Genomic DNA, 16,469 nt, shown 5'->3' on the forward strand with positions numbered 1-16,469 from the left:
ACCCGCTTCAGGTGACGTCGCGCCGCCAGGTGACGAGGTAGCCGATCACGGTCAGGACGACGGCGTAGGCCAGCAGCACCAGGCCGCCCTGCCACCACTCGAGAACGGATGCGCCGGGTGCGGCGATCGAGAAGAAGCTGGCTCCCACGAGCGCATCGGAGGCGGCCCCCGGCAGGAATCGGCCGATGCCCGCGGTCGCGTCGGTGAACGTCGAGGCCAGGCGCAGCAGCGGCTCGATGAACTGGGTGAACGCGAGCACGATGACGATCGTCGCCACCTGGTTCGGCACCAGAACGCCGAGGCCGACGCCGACGGCGGCCCAGAGCGCCATGGCGAGCACGGAGCGGCCGATGAGGGCCCAGGTGTCGCTCTCGCCGAGCACCGGGTCGACGCCGAACGTACCCATCACGAGCGCGCCGACGCCCACCGAGGCGAGCAGGGCAACGACGCCCAGCACGGCCCCGAAGCCGAAGAGCGTGGTCAGTTTCGCGGCGAGCACCCGGCCCCGGCGCGGCACCGCCAGGAACGTCGGTGTCAGCGTCTGGTGCCGGAACTCACCGGTGACGGCCAGGGCGCCCAACAGCACCGGGAAAACGTACCCGACGGAGGACGCAAAGCTGTAGATGAGGGCCGGCAGCTGGGCGGGCGGCGGCGCCTGCCCGCCGCCCATGGACGACCCGATGGCTCCGCTCTGCACGCCGCCGAAGAGCGCCGACAGCCCGCCGGCCAGCACGGCGATGTAGCCGAACAGCACGAGGGCGATCACCCACCAGATGCGGGTGCTCGTGACCTTGGTGAACTCGGCCGCCACCGAACGCAGGTAGCCGCTCACAGCGTGTGCCCCTCTCCCACGAGCGCGAGGAAGGAGTCCTCGAGCCCGGATTTCTGCCGATGCAATGTGCTGAGCTCCACTCCCGCGGCGAAGGCGACGTGGCCGATGCGGGCGGGGTCGGGGTCGGCGGCGAGCAGGCCGGTGCGTCCCTCGGTGAAGCGGATGCCGGCATCCGTCAGGGCCGCCGCCAGCGCCTCGCGGGTGGGGGAGTCGACCACCACCTGCGGGGCGGTCTCGGTCTCGAGGCTGGATAGCGGTCCCCGGTGCACGAGGCGCCCGCGCGCGATGATCACCACGTCGTCCACGCTCTGTTGCACCTCGGAGAGCAGGTGCGAGCTGACGAGAACCGTGCGGCCCTCACCGGCGAGCTCTCGCAGGAAACCGCGGATCCACTTGATGCCCTCGGGGTCGAGCCCGTTGATCGGCTCGTCGAGCACGAGCACGCCCGGGTCGCCGATCAGGGCGAAGGCGAGCCCCAGCCGTTGGCGCATGCCGAGGGAGTATCCGCCCACCCGGCGGTCCGCGTACTCGGTGAGGCCCACGGTCTGCAGCACCTCACCGACGCGCGTTGGCGGAAGACCGGCGCCGATGGCATAAACGCGCAGGTGGTTGCGGGCGGTGCGGCCGGGGTGGAAACTCGCGGCCTCGAGGGCGGAGCCGACGGTGGCCAGCGGATGCGAGAGATCGGCGTAACGCACGCCGCCGAAGGTGGCCGTGCCCGCCGTCGGCGTCACCAGCCCGAGGAGCATGCGCAGGCTCGTGGTCTTGCCCGCGCCGTTGGGGCCGAGGAAGCCGGTCACCCGGCCGGGCTCCACGGTGAACGAGAGGTCGTCGACGGCCGTGACCGCGCCGAAGCGCTTCGTGACGTTCGCGAATTCGACAACTGAGCCAGCAGGCATCCGTACCTCTTTCCTTGCAGCTCAGCCTAGCGGAAGAGCCGGTCAACACGGAAATCCACTGCCGAGGAATGCGAGGGTGGAATCGATGGCCCGACGGTAGGCCGACGGGCCGCCGGGGCCTGAGCGGCCGGTCAGGCTGTCGGTCGCCAGGCGGAAGACGATCGCGCGGAGCAGGTACTGCCCGAAGGCGGGCGCCGTTGCGGCGGTCTGCACGAGGCCGGTCGGCGCGCCCTCGAAGGTGATCGCGTCGACGACGACGATCGCGGAGGCGTAGGCCGCTGGGCGCCAGTACAGCGAGAGGTCGATGATGGCCGGCGGGAGGTCGTCGTGGAACAGCACATTGCCGGTGAGGTCGCCGTGGACGAGCGTCGGCGTGTCCTCCACCGGCTGCAAGACCGAGCGGATGCGCGCGATCTCCGGGACGGCCTCGACCTGGGCGACCGTCTCCTCGCCCCAGGCGATGCGATCGCCGCGCGCCCAGGCATCCGTTCGCGCCCGGATGAACGACGGTTCGCTAACGCCCGCGCAGAGGTCGGAGAACCGGCGACCCGCGGCGATGATGTCGAGCCACCTGCCCGGCAGGTGGCTGCCGGGCAGGGCCGGGAACGCGGTCCACCCGCCGATCTCGAATCCGCCTGAGCGCGCCGGCAACGGCAGGGCAGCCCGGATCTCGCCGGATCGGAGCCGGGGCGCCACCTCGCCGGCGAGCCAGTCAAGTGCGTGAGCGGGCATGTCACGCGGCTTCAGCACGAGGTCGCCGCACTGCCACGTCGTGCCCTGCCCGCCCGGCAGCCGGTGGGGAACGCCGGTCGCGCCGAATGCGCGCAGCACCTCCGGCGGCGGCTGCTCAGTCGTCGAGGAGCTGCCGGGCATAGTTCGCCATGGAGCGGCGATAGCGGGTGAGGTGCGGAACAAGCGCCGTCAGGGCGACGGATACCGCCTCCCGCTCCCGGCCGACATCGACGAGCGCCAGGGCGAGCACGGTGCAGAGCTCGTCGGACAGCTCATCGTTGCCCAGGCTTCCGCCATGGACCCGCTCGTCGTCAGAGCCGTCATCAAAGTAGCGATCGTCCGTGAAGTTGTCGCCGTCCACTCCCGGCAGCTGGGCGCGCTCCGCGGTGAGAAGCTCGACGCTCTCCTCCGCGCGGCCGAGGAGACGCAGGGAACTGGCCAGCTGGATCACCGCGCGTCGCCGGCGGATGAGACCCACGCCACTCGCGATGGCGAGCTCATACAACGGCACCGCGCCTTCGGGATGACCGGTGGAATCCAAGGCAGCCGCAAGTTCGAAAGGGCGCACCGGACTTTCGTCGGGGAGTTGATCAGTCAGCCGCGTCATACGCAGCAGAAACTCCTGCTCGCTGAGGTCGTCGAACGCCGACCACAGCTCAGCCAGCTCTCGTTCCCACTCGATCCCGTACTCAGTCATGCCGACACTCTAGCGAGCAGGTCAGACAGTGTGGGCGGAGCAGGCGGGGTCGCCGGCCGCGCAGCCGGGGCACACGACGAGCTGCTCGCGGCAGGAGAGGTCGCGGCAGTTGCGCATGTGCTTCGTGGGCTCGCCGCACGCCACACAGCGGCCGAGCACGGCCGCGTGGTCGCTGAAGTCCACCGACATCCGCTGGTCGAAGACGTAGAGCGAGCCGTCCCACAGGCCGTCGTCGCCGAACGCCTCGCCGTAGCGCACGATGCCGCCCTCGAGCTGGTACACCTCGCTGAATCCGCGCGACTTCATCAGCCCACTGAGCACCTCGCACCGGATGCCCCCGGTGCAGTAAGTCACGACCGGCTTGTCCTTGAGGTGGTCGTACTTTCCGCTGTCGAGCTCGGCCGTGAACTCCCGCGTGGTGGCGACGTCCGGGATCACCGCCCCACGGAAGCGCCCGATCTCGGCCTCGAACCCGTTGCGGCCGTCGAAGAACACCACGTCGTCGCCGCGCTCGGCGACCAGCTCGTGCACCTGCTCGGGGGCGAGGCGCTCGCCGCCGCCCACGACGCCGGTCTCGTCGACCCGGAGCTCGTCGGGGGCGCCGAAACTCACGATCTCGTCGCGCACTTTCACGACCAGGCGCGGGAAGTCGAGGCTCAACCCGTTCTCGTCGAGGCCGGTGCCCTCGCTCCACTTGACGTCGATGCCCTTGAAGGCGGGGTAGTCGCGGGTCTTCCGCACGTATCGCTTGAGGGCGCCCAGCTCACCGCCGACGGTGCCGTTCAGGCCGTGCTTCGAGATGAGGATCCGGCCGCGCAGGCCCAGCGACTCGCAGAGGTTGCGCTGCCAGAGACGCACGGCGTCGGGGTCGGCCAGCGGGGTGAAGACGTAATACAGCAGGATCTTCGGAACGGCCACCGCCTCATTTTACGCGGTGGGCCGTTCCGCCTTCCGCACCGATCAGATGGCGGCCGGCTCGCGACGACTGACGACCGACGCAACGGATGCCGCGGCGAGCCACCGCGGGTGCGGCTGCAGGACCGGCTGCCTGCGTGAGTACACGGCCCACACGACCAGCAGCTCGACAAGCATCAGCACCAGGTCGTACGGAAGCCGCTCGGCGGCGCCCAGGTGCACCGGAAACTGGAACACGCCCATGCCGAGCGAGACGCCCTCGTTGTCACCCTGGATGAACAGGTCGGCGGAGAGGTTGTCGAGCACGTGCATGCCGATCGGCACCAGCAGGTTGCCGCTCTTGATGTAGGCGTAGCCGAACGCGATCCCGGCCATGAAGTGGCCGAGGAGCATGAAGTCCGCCTTCTTGAAGATGGCGTGGCCCAGGCTGAACAGGGCGGCGGAGATGAGGATCGCACCGACCACCCCGGTGTGCTTGTTCAGGAGCCGCAGGAAGAACCCGCGGGCGAGCACCTCCTCGTGCACCACACCGAGTTCCCCGACGATGCCGACCAGCAGCACGGGCAGCGCCGGCGCGGCGATCGCGAAGGCGCCGCTGCCGCGGACGAGCAGCACGTAGACGGCCGCCATGCCGAGGATCAGCACCGCCATGATCGCGAGGAACGCCGTGTCGCGGCGGTTCCAGCCCAGCAGGAACTCGCGGAAACGCACGCCGCCCAGAGAGTTGGCGTAGACGACCACGAACGCCGAGATGACGACCGCGAGCGACACGTCGGCCACGGCCCGCACGACGTAGTCGTCGTAGATCAGTGGCGCCAGGCCGAGGAGCAGGAACGCGCCGAAGACCACGCCGGTGGCCAGGAGCATGGCGACCTGGCCACCGGCGAGGCGAAGGATGAGCAGGAGCGTGCGGTTCATGAGGGGTGCCTTTCAGCGCGACGGGCGCGGTAGACGCGGGTGATGAGAAACGAGAGCGGGAGGGTGAGGGCCCAGGTGAGTTCGGCGACGGTGGCGCCGAAGAGCAGCGCGATGGGAATCGACAGGAGGAACATGCCGGGGATCGGCAGGGACTGCACGAGCACATACCGGAACACGTCGACGTCGACGGATGCCGCGACGAAACCGCGGTGCCACGCGTAGATCCACATGGCACAGATCAGGAACCCGATCGCGGCGATCGACGCCGCGTAGACGTACACGCTGATCACCTCGTCGCCGAACCGCCCGAGGATCGCGGTGGGCAGTGGCAGCGACGCGACGACGAGGAGCATGAGCAGGTTCAGCCGCAGGATCGGCTGATCGATCCGTTCGATCGCCCGGAACTTGCGGTGATGCGACATCCAGATCGCCCCCACGACCACGAAGCTCAGTGCGAAGGTCAGATACGACGGCACCAGGGCGGCCAGCGACGCCGCCAGGTCACCGTCATCCGTTTCGGGCACGTGGATCTCGAGAACCAGCAGGGTCATCGCGATGGCGAACACGGCGTCGCTGAAGGCGTTGGCGCGCTCCGGCGACGAGCCGTCCGCGATGGTTCGCCGGTAGCTCTCGGTGATGGACATGCAGCGATCATGCCGGGCCGGGCATCCGCTGCTCGTCGGCCCGGGGGTGGAACCTGCTCGGGGCCCGTCTCCAACCAGGGGTGGACCAGCAGCGCGGGCTACGGCGTCGCGAGCCCGTTGCGGAAGGCGTAGCCGACGAGCTGCGCGCGGTCACGCATGGCGGTCTTCGCCAGCAGGTGGTTGATGTGGGTCTTCACCGTGGCATCCGACACATACAGGGTCTCGGCGATCTCGGCGTTCGAATGTCCGGCCGCGATCAGCCGCAGCACGTCGACCTCGCGGGGGGTCAGGTTATCGGGCACCGGCGCAACGGATGCCTCGGCCGGCTCCGCGACGCCCGCCCGGCCGCCGCCCGCCAACGCCTCCAGCAGCCGCCGCTGCACGCTCGGGTCGAGCTGCGCCTCACCGCTCGCGACCGTGAGGATCGCCTGCTGGATCTCCTCCGCGCTCGCGTCCTTGGTGAGGAAGCCACGGGCGCCGGCGCGCAGCGCGGCGAACACCCAGTCGTCGTCGGAGTAGGTGGTGAGCACCACCACCCGCGCCCGGGAGCCGGCGGCGCTGAGCTTCTCGGTCGCCTCCACACCGGAACAGTTGGGCATGCGGAGGTCCATGAGCACCACATCCGGCTCGGCGGCCGCGACCTGGCGCACGGCATCGTCGCCGTCGACGGCGGTTCCCACCACGGTGATGCCGTCGAGCAGCCCCAGCAGGGTGGCGAGGCCGTCGCGCACGATCTTCTGGTCGTCGGCGATCACAACCCGCACATCCGCCATGCCCTGTCCTCCCCGGATCCGTGTGCCCAGCTTCCCACGCCGGCACCCGCGCCCGCCTCAGCCGACGGTGGGAGGCCGCCCGGTGCCGCCTCCACCCAGAGGTGGAGCGGCCGATGGCGCGTGGGGGCCCTCGCGTGGGACAGTGTCTTCGATGAACGCACAACCCGCACTCCTGCGCGCCCTGGGCGTCGCCATGATCGCCGTCGTGGTCACCATGGCGGCGGTGGGCGATGCCGGCTTCGCCGCGCCCGGCCTCGCCGTCGCCGTCGGTGTCTTCGCGGCATCCGCTGCGTACTACCTGCTCGCGGCCGGGCTGCCCGCCGCGGCGGCGCTCGGGCTGTTCGTGCTCGTTGCCGGCTCCCTCGTGGTGGCCTACGCGATCGATGTGACGAGCACGGCGGTGGGGATGTTCCTCCTCGGCGCGTTCGCCGCCCTTCGCGAGCCGCGTCGGCTGATCGCCGCCGCGCTCGCCGCGGCCATCGTCGCCTACGACGTCGTGCAGCTCTCAGCCGGTGAGCCGCTGGTCTCGGTGTTCGCGACGGATGCCGGGGTCGCCTTCTTCCTGCTGGTGGGCCGGCTCGTGAAACGTGAGCGTGACCAGCGGGAACAGGTCGCTGCCCTGCTCGCCGAGGCGGAGAGCCGAAAGCACCTCGACCGCGAGGCGTCGGTGGTGGCGGAGCGCGGACGGATGGCGCGCGAGCTGCACGACGTGCTGGCGCACACCCTGTCGGGGCTGACCCTGCACCTGGAGGCCGCCCGGCTCCTGGCCGGCCGTCCCGGAACCGACCCGGCCCTGCACGACGCCGTGGACGACGCGCACCGGCTGGCGCGGGCCGGCCTGCAGGAGGCCCGTCGGGCGGTGGGCGCCCTGCGCGGCGAGGAGCTGCCGGGCGCCGCACTCATTCCGCAACTCGTCGAGGAGCACCGCCTCGCAGCAGCCGGGCCGTGCACGCTCACTGTCACGGGAACGCCGGTGGCGCTCTCGGCGGAGGCCGAGCTGGCCCTGTACCGCGCGACGCAGGAGGCGCTGTCGAACGTGCGCAAGCACGCACGCGCCGCCGCGGCAGACGTGTCGCTCCGGTGGGAGGGCGATCGCGTGGTGCTGCACGTGGAGGACCACGGGTCGGGAACGCCCGCGGCCGCAGGCGAGGCGGGGTATGGCCTCACCGGGATGGCCGAGCGCGCCACTCTTCTCGGCGCAGAACTCGAGACAGGCCGGACGGATGCCGGGTATCGCGTGCGCCTGTCGGTGCCGTACGCCTCCAACCGCCGTGAGCCGGCGGCCGCTGAGTCCCCGGCTGCGGGGCCAGCCCTTCACGATCCGGCGACGTCGGCCTAGGCTGCTCCACGAAAGGGCCGCTGAAGGACGCTGGACGAAAGGAACGGTTATGAGCGCAGATCCACTGGCGAGGTTCGGTGAGGTACCGCAGTTCACGGTCACGAGCGAGGACATGACCGACGGTGCGCCCTTGGCCGCCGCCCAGTTCGACGCGTCATCCGGCGGCGGCAACACGTCGCCGCAGCTGTCCTGGTCGGGGTTCCCGCCCGAGACGAAGAGCTTCGCCGTCACCGCCTACGACCCTGATGCCCCCACCGGCTCGGGCTTCTGGCACTGGGCGGTCTTCAACCTGCCGGCATCCTGCACGTCACTGCCGGCCGGAGCCGGCGAACAGGGCGGTGCGGGCCTGCCCGACGGCGCGGTGATGCTGCCGAACGAGCTGCGCCAGCCCGCGTTCACGGGTGCCGCGCCGCCCGAGGGCACCGGCACGCACCGCTACCAGTTCATCGTGCACGCCGTCGATGGTCCGTCGCTCGACATCGACTCGCAGGCGACGCCGGCGGTGCTGGGGTTCAACCTGCACTTCCACGTGCTGGCCCGGGCCGTGCTCGAGGCCACCGGCGCCTTCGGCGGCGCCACCGGCTGACGGTCGATCTGTCCTTCCTCCCGTGTGGGGGGTCACCTTTTCCTAGTCCCACCGCGGAAGCACTAGGTAAAGCTGTCCCCTCACGGAAGGACGGTCGCCACGGAGACGCCGGCGACCGTTCGCGGAACGGGGACGAGCGTAACGTCGCGCAGCTCGCCGTCGTCGAGCACGGCGGTGAGGAAGGTGCAGACCGGCTGGCGACGGCGATCGGTGGGGGAGCCCGGGTTCAGCAGCCGCAGGCCGTTCGGGGTGACCGAGTCCCAGGGAATGTGGCTGTGACCGAACAGCAGCACGTCCGTGTCGGGGAACCGTTCGTCGCAGCGTGTCTCCCTGCCGGTCGCCGGCCCGGTCTCGTGCACAAGCGCAAAACGGATGCCGCCGCGGTCGAAGCGCGCCACCTCCGGCATCCGCTCGCGCAGCTCGGGCCCGTCGTTGTTGCCGTGCACGCCGATGAAGTCCCGCGACCGTGTACTCACCCGCTCGTATGTCGCCAGGTCCACCCAGTCGCCCGCGTGCACCACGACATCCGCTGCGTCGACGGCAGCCCAGAGCTCAGCGGGCAGGTCGCGGGCGCGCTTGGGGATGTGGGTGTCGGCCATCACCACGAGGGTCAGCGGCATTGGGCCTCCTCTCCTGTCACCGGCTACTCCTGCACGGTACCCGCATAGCGTGCCCGGGCGCCTCCCCGTTCGCTGGGAGAGCATGGCCGGCGCCGGAGCCCGGGAGCACAATGGCGCCATGGACAACACGCCACTGACCGCACTCGCCCTCAACTGCACGCTCACGCCCTCGCCGGCGCCGTCGAGCACCCAGCTCATGACCGACCAGGTGCTCGAAGCCCTCGGCACGCACGGGGTGACGAGCTCCAGCCGACGCCTCGTCGACTTCACCCTCAAGCCGGGCGTGAAGGCCGATGAGGGGGAGGGCGATGACTGGCCGATGATCCGCCAGGAGATCCTCGCCGCCGACATTCTGGTCGTGAGCACGCCCACCTGGATGGGACACATGTCGAGCATCGCGCAGCGCGTGCTCGAGCGGCTCGACGCCGAGCTTTCGATGATGGACGACCAGGGCCGCCCGGAGCTCTATGGCAAGGTGGCCGTCGTGGCGGTGGTCGGCAACGAAGACGGTGCGCACAAGATCATCGCCGACCTGTTCCAGGGCCTGAACGACGTGGGCCTCACCATTCCGACGCAGGGCAGCACGTACTGGAACGGCGAGGCCATGCACACCGTCGACTACAAGGACCTCGACTCCACTCCGAAGGCGGTCGCCGCGACGACGGCCGCGCTCGGCGCCGACGCCGCGCACCTCGCCCGTGTTCTCAAGGCGAACCCGTATCCCGCGCAGAAGTAGCGCCCGCGGCTCGGGTTCAGGAAGCCGGCGCGTGATGTTGAGCGCGCCCGCTTCCTGAAACGCCGCCGTGGCGCGAAAAAGCCCGCCACCGACCGGTGACGGGCTTTTCCGACGGATGCCGTGGGCTAGCTGGTGAGGCCGTCCACGTAGTCCTGGTTCTCGCTGATCCACTTGTCGACGATCTCGGTGTAGTCGTCGGTGTCGGTCCCGTTGTACATGACGTTCTCGAGCGAGTAGAGGTGGTCGGAGTCGAGCTTGAACGCCTCGATCCACTTCGTCAGCTGCGGGAAGTCGTCCTCGAAGCTCGTGCTCGCGATCGAGTGGATCGACTCGGACGTGCCGAGGGTGCCCTTCGGGTCCTTGAGGTCCTTGATGGGGAACTCGTCGTAGGCCCAGTGCGGACGCCACAGGGTGACGGCGATGTTCTCGCCGGCGTCCGTCGCGGCCTTCAGCTCGGAGAGCATGGCGGGCGTCGACGACGTGACGAAGTCCATGTCCTCGAGGCCGTAGCCCGGGATGACCTTCTTCATCGTGGCGTCGGTGAGGCCGGCGCCGGGCTCGATGCCCACCAGCCGATTGCCGAACTCGTCGGCGTGCGCGGCGAGCTCTTCGAGCGAGTCGATCGGGGCGTCCTCGTTCACGGCGATCGTCAACGACGCCTCGTCGTTCCACGCGCCGAGGTCGACGAGGTCGTCGCCGTACTCCTCCATGTAGGACTTGTGGGTGGTGGGCAGCCAGCCGTCGAACGCCACGTCGTAGTCACCGGTGCTGAGGCCCGCGAAGACGGGGCCGGCATCCGCGTACTCGAACTCGACGTCGTAGCCCTTGTCCTCCAGGATCGACTTCCAGAGGTACGAGGCCGCCTCACCCTCGGGCCAGCCGTTGAACACGGCGACGGTGACCTCTTTCTTGTCGCCGTTGTCGGGACCGCTGGACTGACCGGCGGCCGACTCCGACGCGCAGCCGCTGAGGCCCAGGGCAGCGATGGTGCCGAGCGCGAGCCCGGTGAGGAGATGCTTCTTCTTGCGATTCTGCACTGTGTTTCCTTTCGGCCCGGTGCTGTGAACCGGGTGATTGGGGTTGGTCACACCGTCGCAGCCGGGGCCGGTTCGGCCTCGGCTTTCGCCGGTGAGTTTTCTTCGGCCGCGCGCACGCGGGCAGAAGGCTTGTGGAGGCGCCGCGGTCGACGCCGGGTTCCGAGGGATGCCGTGAGCCGGTCCAGCAGGATCGCCAGGATCACGACGGCGAGGCCGGCTTCGAATCCGAGCCCGACGTCGATGCGGCTGAGCGCCTGCACGATGGGGGCGCCGAGGCCGCCCGCGCCGACCATGCCGGCGATGACGACCATCGAGAGCGACAGCATGATCACCTGGTTGACGCCGGCCATGATGGTCGGCGCAGCCAGCGGCAGCTGAATCTGGCGCAGGATGCGGCGGGGCGACGCGCCGAATGCGAAGCCCGCCTCGACGACCTCGGCGTCGACACCGCGGATGCCGAGCTCGGTCAGCCGCACACCGGGCGCCATCGAGAAGATGATCGTGGCGACGATGCCGGGGACGACCCCGACCCGGAAGAGGATGAGCGCGGGGATCAGGTACACGAACGCGGGCATGGTCTGCATGAAGTCGAGAACCGGCTTCATGATCGCCGACGCCGTGCGGGAGCGCGCGCCGAGGATGCCGAGCGGGATGCTGATGGCCACGGCGATGATCGCGGAGACGAGCACCAGCGCGAGCGTGTCCATGGCGTTCTCCCACTGGTCCATGCCGAGGATCAGGAGCAGGCCGACGGCGGTGCCGAGCGCGAACAGCCAGCCGCGCGCCCACCAGCCGAGTGCGACGAGCACGAGCATGATCACCCAGAACGGCGGACCGACCAGGAGCAGGTCGACGGCGTCGTAGAAGCCGTTGAAGACGAGGTGAATGAAATCGAACACCGGCCCGAAAACGGTGGTGACGAAGTCGACGACGTCCTCGGCCCAGCTGCCGACGGGAAGACGGAAGTCGGTGATCATCGCGTGCCTCCTTCCGTCGTCGCGAACGCTTCTTCGGCATCCGCTGTCGCCAGCAGTGTCTGCGTGATGACGTCGACGGGGATCGTCGACGGTGGTTCGATGACCGCCATCTCGCCGGTCACGGCCGACACGTTGCCGAGCGCCGCAAGGAGCGTGATGCGGGGGATGACGCCGAGCAGCCGCTGCCGGTCGTCCACGACCGCGACGGGCAGCGCGCTCTCGACCGACAGCTCGAACAGGTCGCTGAGGTGCGCCTCCGGGTTCGTGGTGGCGACGTCGTTGACCACGACGGACATGAGGTCGGCCTCGCCGCGCTTCACCTGCTTCATCACGTCGTTGTCGCGCACGACGCCGACGAGGGTGCGGCCGTTTCCGACGACGAAGGCGGCGGAGGTCTGCAGGTCTCGCATGACACGCAGTGCGGCACGCGGCCCGGCGGAAGCGGATACGACCGCCTTGGCCGGTTCCATGACCCCGGCGGCGGTGAGCACGCGGGCGCGGTCGACGTCTTGCACGAACTGGGCGACGTAGTCGTTCGCCGGGTCGGTGAGGATGTCGTCGGGGGTGCCCACCTGCATGATCCGGCCGTCGCGCATGACCGCGATGCGGTCGCCGAGGAACATCGCCTCGTTGAGGTCGTGGGTGATGAAGATGATGGTCTTGCCGAGTTCGGCCTGCAGCTCCACCAACTGCTCCTGCATCTCCCGGCGGATCAACGGGTCGAGGGCGGAGAACGCCTCGTCCATCAGCAGGATGTCGGTGTCGGAGGCGAGCGCCCGGGCGAGGCCCACGCGCTGCTGCATGCCGCCGGAGAGCTCGCTCGGGAGCTTGTCCTCCCAGCCGGCCAGCCCGACCCGGGCGATGATCGCGAGGGCGCGCTCGCGGCGTTCGGCGAGCCCGACGCCCTGCACCTCGAGGCCGTAGGCGGCGTTGTCGAGCACCGTGCGGTGAGGGAGCAGAGCGAAGTGCTGGAACACCATCGAGACGTTCCGCTTGCGCACCTCGCGCAGTTCCTTCGCGGGGATGCCGCTGATCGGCGTGCCCATGATCGACACCGTCCCCGAGGTCGGGGGCAGCAGGCCGTTGAGCATGCGGATGAGCGTGGACTTGCCCGATCCGGACAGGCCCATCACGACGAAGATCTCACCGCTGGCCACCTGGAACGAGGCGTCGATCACGGCGGCGGTCCCCTGCGAGGCGACCTCGTCTCGGCTGGCGCCGTCCTTGAGCTTCCTGACGATCTCCTTGGGCCGGCGCCCAAACGCCTTGTACAGGTCTTTCGCCTCGACGGCGATCGTACTCGCCGTGCCAGTACGGGTTTCGGTCACAATGTCTCCGAGCGGCGCGCCTCATCGAGGGAGCGCGCAGCTTTCGTTTCTGTCGGCCGGGCTGGTCAGGAGTGCTTCGGTTACCCATCAAGCGCCTGGGCACATGGTGCACAGCCAGGGCGACTCGAACTCAAAAGCGGGAGCGGTCATGGGACCGGCTCCAACCCGACCAAGCCATACGCCCACACGCACTCGAACGGTGAATGACGGTGTGGCCGCGGACTAGGTTGTGGCCTGAAGGCCGTCAAACAACGTATCAACGCCCCGTGCGCCCGTCCAACCGGGAACGGAGGATTTCCGCCGGTTTCGGACCCGCCGGCCCCGCGGCATCCCGCTCTGTGACTGGGATCGGCCCGGGTTCCCAGTCGTTGTCAATTCGTTATCTGCCAAGGGCGGCGACCTGCGCCGGGGTCAGCGGGCGCGTCGGGTGGCCGGCCAGGAGGAAGAACAGCGTGGCGGTCTCCTCGAGCTCCTCGACCGCATCCGTCGCCTGCGCGAGAGACGCCCCCGACACGACAGGGCCGTGGTTCGCCAGCAGCAGGGCATGGTGGCGGGCTCCGGTCGCTTCGATGACGCCCGTCAGCGCCGTGTCGCCCGGGGCGTGGTACGGCAGCAGCGGCAGCCTGCCGACCCGCATCGCGTAGTACGCGGTGAGGGCGGGCAGCGCGTCTTCGGCGTCGAGCCCGTCGAGGCACGACACGGCCGCCGCGTGCGTGGAATGCGTGTGCACGACAGCCGTGTCGCCGGGGCGAACCCGCAGCAGGGCCGCGTGCAGGAACGCCTCCTTCGAGGGCGCCGGGCCATCCAGGTGGGCGCCGTTCGCGTCGATCACCGACAGATCCTCCGCCCGCACCGTGCCGAGGCTGCTCCCGGTCGGCGTGATGAGGATCCGTCCGCCCACCCGCACGCTGATGTTCCCGGTGCTGCCATGGGTCAGCGATCGTTCGAACAGCGACCGCGCCGCCCGCACGATGGCGTTTCGCGCTCCGGTCTCATCCATGCTCTCCTCCTTCACGCGCTGCTGGCCTCCACGAGCAGGTCGACGGGCCCGAAATTGCCGGACTTCAGGAGCACGGCCAACGGATGCGCCCCGTCGACGTGTATCCACGGCACGCCGGCCGCTGCCTCCGCGCCGACCCGGCCCGAACGCAGCCCGAGGGCTTCGGTGACGGCGCCCGACGTCTCGCCCCCGGCGACCACGAGCCGCTCCACGCCGCGCTCGACGAGCCCCGTCGCGATCACCCGGAACGCGGACTCGAGCAGCTCCGCGGCGCCCTGGACGCCGAGCGCATGCTGCACGACCGCGAGTTCGGCAGGCGGCAGCGACGAGTAGATGAGGGGCGCCCGGCCGGCATCGAGACTGTCGAACCAGGCCAGCGCCTCGGCGGCGAGGCGGTCTGGGACAGGCGTGCGACGAGCATCGAGGCGAAATGACGGATGCGCTCGGCTCATGACGGCAACCTGCTCCAGCGTGCGGGCCGAGCAGCTTCCCGCGAGGACGGCGGCGGGCCCCGACGGCAGCGCGTCGGTGCTGCCGGGGGCCGCGCCGGGCTCGCGGAGGGCCCCGGCCAGTCCCGCGGCGAGCCCCGCGGCACCCGTCACCAGGCGGTCGTCCCGGCAGGCGAAGCCGAGCTCGAGCAGGTCCGCGTCGTCGACCGCGTCGACCACGGCGTACCGCACGCCGCCGGAGCGAAGCGCCGCGAGCGCGTCGGCGAGGCCCTCCCGGCCGGTGCGCACCACGCGGTGTCGCACGTGGCCGATCGTCCGCGCCGTCTGCGCCGCCAGCAGCCGGGGCACGCTCGAATCGGTCATGGGCGTGAGCGGGTGGTGGCGCATGGGCGAGTCGGCGAGCAGGGTGCCACCGGCGAAGAGCAGGCCCTCGAACACCGTGCGATCGTGCACGGGCGACGCCGGTGTGACGACGGTGAGCCGGGCGTCGACGAGGTCGGCGAGGGCGTCGGCGACCGGGCCGATGTTGCCCTGTGCAGAGGAGTCGAAGGTGGAGCAGTACTTGACGTAGAGGCGGTCCCAGCCCCGGCCCCTGGCCCAGCGGGCGGCGCGCAGGGACTGGTCCACCGCCTCGGACCGGGGGCAGGTGCGCGTCTTCAGGGCGATGACGATGGCCGTGGCGCCGGGATCGGATGCCGGCACCTCGTCATCGGGAACGCCGAAGACCAGGCGCACGGCCAGGCCGGCGCGCCGGAACGCGACCGCGACATCCGTCGCCCCGGTGACGTCGTCGGCGATCGCCGCGATCATGGCCGCGTTCCCAGGAGCGCCTGCCGCATGCGTGCGGCCGCACGGGGCGGACCGGCCATGACCGGCAGGCCCAGCCGCTCGGCGAGCCGGGCGGCCGCCGGGGCGAGCGAATACTGCGCGAGGAGCACGGCGTCGGCGGGCTCCGCCGACAGGACCGCGCTCGCCAGCGCATCGGTGACCGCCGCCGTGTCGCCTGACGCGGCCGCGGCGAAGGCATCGGCGGCGAGCACACCCGTGACCCGCGGCGCGCCGGATCGCTCGCGGGCGAACAGCGCGAACCGCTCCTCGGCGTCGCGCAGGGCCTCCGGCAGGGAGGACAGCAGGATGACGCGCTCATACCCGGCCGACACCACGTCGTCGAAGGCGGCGTCGTCGGAGGCGTAGATCGGCACGTCGCCGCCGGCGCCCAGCTCGTGCGCGACCGGCCCGTACATCGAGCAGGTGAGGAGCACGCCATCCGCTCCGGCCTCGACGGCGTAGCGCACCAGCGCCCCCATTCGCGCGGCCAGCGGCGGCGTCAGCCCGCCCGCCGCGACCGCCTCGGTGATCAACCGGTCGTCGAGAACGTTCCAGAGCGTCGCCTCCGGGAAGTGCTCCGCGAACGCGGCGCTCGCCGGCGGGATCGCGGCCGTGGTGGCGCCGATGAAGGCGACCAGCGGATGCCGGTCAGCGCTCAACGACAACGCCGTCCTCGTCGGCGTACACGCGCTTCCCGGGCGCGACGACCGTCTCACCGATCGTGAGCACCACGTCGGCCTCACCGGCCCCGGTCTTCCCGCTCTTGCGCGGGTTGCTGGCCAGCGCCTTGATGCCGAGCGGCAGTGCGGCCAGCGCCGTGCGGTCCCGCACCGCGCCGTGGATGACGATGCCGGCCCAGCCGTTCTCGAGGGCGATGGCGGCGATCATGTCGCCCATCAACGCCGTGCGCACCGACCCACCGCCATCGACGACGAGCACCGCCCCGTCGCCCGGGGTGGAGACCAGCGACTTCAGCAGCGCGTTGTCCTCGAAGCAGCGCACCGTCCGTGCCGGGCCGGAGAAGCGAAGCGTTCCGCCGAAGTCGGCGAGGGGCACCGACAGCGACAGCAGGTCGTCGCCGCGCTCGTCCCAGAGGTCGGCGGTGGCGGGGGTCTCGGTCATGTTCTCGCTCCTTTGCGGGCAGTGCGTGTCGTTCTCG

Annotated in this window: 19 protein-coding genes; 3 read left to right on the forward strand and 16 right to left on the reverse strand. The window is 70.4% G+C overall.

Annotation, left to right across the window (positions count from 1 at the left end; translation table 11 throughout):
* Positions 1–7: 7 nt before the first annotated feature.
* The 8 genes from EEJ31_RS02035 to EEJ31_RS02070 form a co-directional block, all read right to left on the reverse strand.
* A complete protein-coding gene (locus tag EEJ31_RS02035; protein ID WP_233563681.1) occupies positions 8–832 on the reverse strand; it encodes an ABC transporter permease in 825 nt (274 codons plus the stop codon).
* Complete coding sequence (locus tag EEJ31_RS02040) at positions 829–1,731, reverse strand: ABC transporter ATP-binding protein (RefSeq protein ID WP_123044621.1); 903 nt, start codon at positions 1,729–1,731, stop codon at positions 829–831. Before EEJ31_RS02040 ends, EEJ31_RS02035 begins: the two co-directional genes overlap by 4 nt.
* 42 nt (positions 1,732–1,773) lie before the next feature.
* Positions 1,774–2,604, reverse strand: a complete 831-nt coding sequence (locus tag EEJ31_RS02045; protein ID WP_123044622.1) for a hypothetical protein — start codon at positions 2,602–2,604, stop codon at positions 1,774–1,776.
* Positions 2,579–3,160 carry a tetratricopeptide repeat protein gene (locus EEJ31_RS02050; protein WP_123044623.1) on the reverse strand — a complete coding sequence of 194 codons (582 nt, stop codon included), beginning with the start codon at positions 3,158–3,160 and terminating at the stop codon, positions 2,579–2,581. Before EEJ31_RS02050 ends, EEJ31_RS02045 begins: the two co-directional genes overlap by 26 nt.
* 21 nt (positions 3,161–3,181) lie before the next feature.
* Positions 3,182–4,078, reverse strand: a complete 897-nt coding sequence (gene trhO, locus EEJ31_RS02055) for an oxygen-dependent tRNA uridine(34) hydroxylase TrhO (protein WP_123044624.1) — start codon at positions 4,076–4,078, stop codon at positions 3,182–3,184.
* A gap of 42 nt (positions 4,079–4,120) precedes the next feature.
* Complete coding sequence (locus tag EEJ31_RS02060; protein WP_123044625.1) at positions 4,121–4,993, reverse strand: CPBP family intramembrane glutamic endopeptidase; 873 nt, start codon at positions 4,991–4,993, stop codon at positions 4,121–4,123.
* Positions 4,990–5,637 (reverse strand): TMEM175 family protein, encoded by a 648-nt coding sequence (locus tag EEJ31_RS02065; RefSeq protein ID WP_123044626.1) that lies wholly within the window; start codon positions 5,635–5,637, stop codon positions 4,990–4,992. The genes EEJ31_RS02060 and EEJ31_RS02065 overlap by 4 nt, the downstream gene beginning before the upstream one ends.
* Positions 5,638–5,735: 98 nt before the next feature.
* Positions 5,736–6,410 (reverse strand): response regulator, encoded by a 675-nt coding sequence (locus tag EEJ31_RS02070; protein WP_123044627.1) that lies wholly within the window; start codon positions 6,408–6,410, stop codon positions 5,736–5,738.
* A 151-nt stretch (positions 6,411–6,561) separates the two neighbouring features.
* Between EEJ31_RS02070 and EEJ31_RS02075 the strand changes: the two genes are divergently transcribed.
* On the forward strand, positions 6,562–7,749 hold the full coding sequence (locus EEJ31_RS02075; protein WP_158603878.1) for a sensor histidine kinase: 1,188 nt from the start codon (positions 6,562–6,564) through the stop codon (positions 7,747–7,749).
* Between the two features lie 49 nt (positions 7,750–7,798).
* Positions 7,799–8,335, forward strand: coding sequence for a YbhB/YbcL family Raf kinase inhibitor-like protein (locus EEJ31_RS02080; protein WP_123044629.1), 537 nt, complete (start codon positions 7,799–7,801; stop codon positions 8,333–8,335).
* A gap of 80 nt (positions 8,336–8,415) precedes the next feature.
* Here the strand turns inward: EEJ31_RS02080 and EEJ31_RS02085 are convergent, their stop codons facing one another.
* Positions 8,416–8,955 (reverse strand): metallophosphoesterase family protein, encoded by a 540-nt coding sequence (locus EEJ31_RS02085; RefSeq protein ID WP_199727241.1) that lies wholly within the window; start codon positions 8,953–8,955, stop codon positions 8,416–8,418.
* A gap of 118 nt (positions 8,956–9,073) precedes the next feature.
* Here EEJ31_RS02085 and EEJ31_RS02090 point away from each other — a divergent pair, with 118 nt between their 5' ends.
* The gene (locus tag EEJ31_RS02090) at positions 9,074–9,691 is read left to right on the forward strand and encodes a flavodoxin family protein (protein ID WP_123044630.1); all 618 of its coding nucleotides are present in this window, start codon (positions 9,074–9,076) and stop codon (positions 9,689–9,691) included.
* 125 nt (positions 9,692–9,816) lie between these two features.
* Here EEJ31_RS02090 and EEJ31_RS02095 read toward each other — a convergent pair whose 3' ends face one another.
* From EEJ31_RS02095 to rraA, 7 genes are all read right to left on the reverse strand, one after another.
* A complete protein-coding gene (locus EEJ31_RS02095) occupies positions 9,817–10,728 on the reverse strand; it encodes a glycine betaine ABC transporter substrate-binding protein (protein WP_123044631.1) in 912 nt (303 codons plus the stop codon).
* Positions 10,729–10,775: 47 nt separating this feature from the next.
* The gene (locus EEJ31_RS02100; RefSeq protein WP_123044696.1) at positions 10,776–11,702 is read right to left on the reverse strand and encodes an ABC transporter permease; all 927 of its coding nucleotides are present in this window, start codon (positions 11,700–11,702) and stop codon (positions 10,776–10,778) included.
* Entirely contained in the window at positions 11,702–13,033 is a 1,332-nt protein-coding gene (locus EEJ31_RS02105) for a quaternary amine ABC transporter ATP-binding protein (RefSeq protein ID WP_123044632.1), read from the reverse strand. Before EEJ31_RS02105 ends, EEJ31_RS02100 begins: the two co-directional genes overlap by 1 nt.
* Positions 13,034–13,412: 379 nt before the next feature.
* On the reverse strand, positions 13,413–14,033 hold the full coding sequence (gene otnC, locus EEJ31_RS02110; RefSeq protein WP_123044633.1) for a 3-oxo-tetronate 4-phosphate decarboxylase: 621 nt from the start codon (positions 14,031–14,033) through the stop codon (positions 13,413–13,415).
* Between the two features lie 11 nt (positions 14,034–14,044).
* Positions 14,045–15,292 carry a 3-oxo-tetronate kinase gene (otnK, locus tag EEJ31_RS02115; protein WP_123044634.1) on the reverse strand — a complete coding sequence of 416 codons (1,248 nt, stop codon included), beginning with the start codon at positions 15,290–15,292 and terminating at the stop codon, positions 14,045–14,047.
* Complete coding sequence (locus EEJ31_RS02120; protein WP_148040109.1) at positions 15,289–15,975, reverse strand: aspartate/glutamate racemase family protein; 687 nt, start codon at positions 15,973–15,975, stop codon at positions 15,289–15,291. The genes otnK and EEJ31_RS02120 overlap by 4 nt, the downstream gene beginning before the upstream one ends.
* Positions 15,959–16,432 (reverse strand): ribonuclease E activity regulator RraA, encoded by a 474-nt coding sequence (gene rraA, locus EEJ31_RS02125; RefSeq protein WP_123044636.1) that lies wholly within the window; start codon positions 16,430–16,432, stop codon positions 15,959–15,961. The genes EEJ31_RS02120 and rraA overlap by 17 nt, the downstream gene beginning before the upstream one ends.
* Between the last annotated feature and the right edge of the window lie 37 nt (positions 16,433–16,469).

The sequence above is a fragment of the Cryobacterium tepidiphilum genome (genome assembly GCF_003716325.1).
In the GTDB taxonomy this organism is placed as follows: Bacteria; Actinomycetota; Actinomycetes; order Actinomycetales; family Microbacteriaceae; genus Cryobacterium; species Cryobacterium tepidiphilum.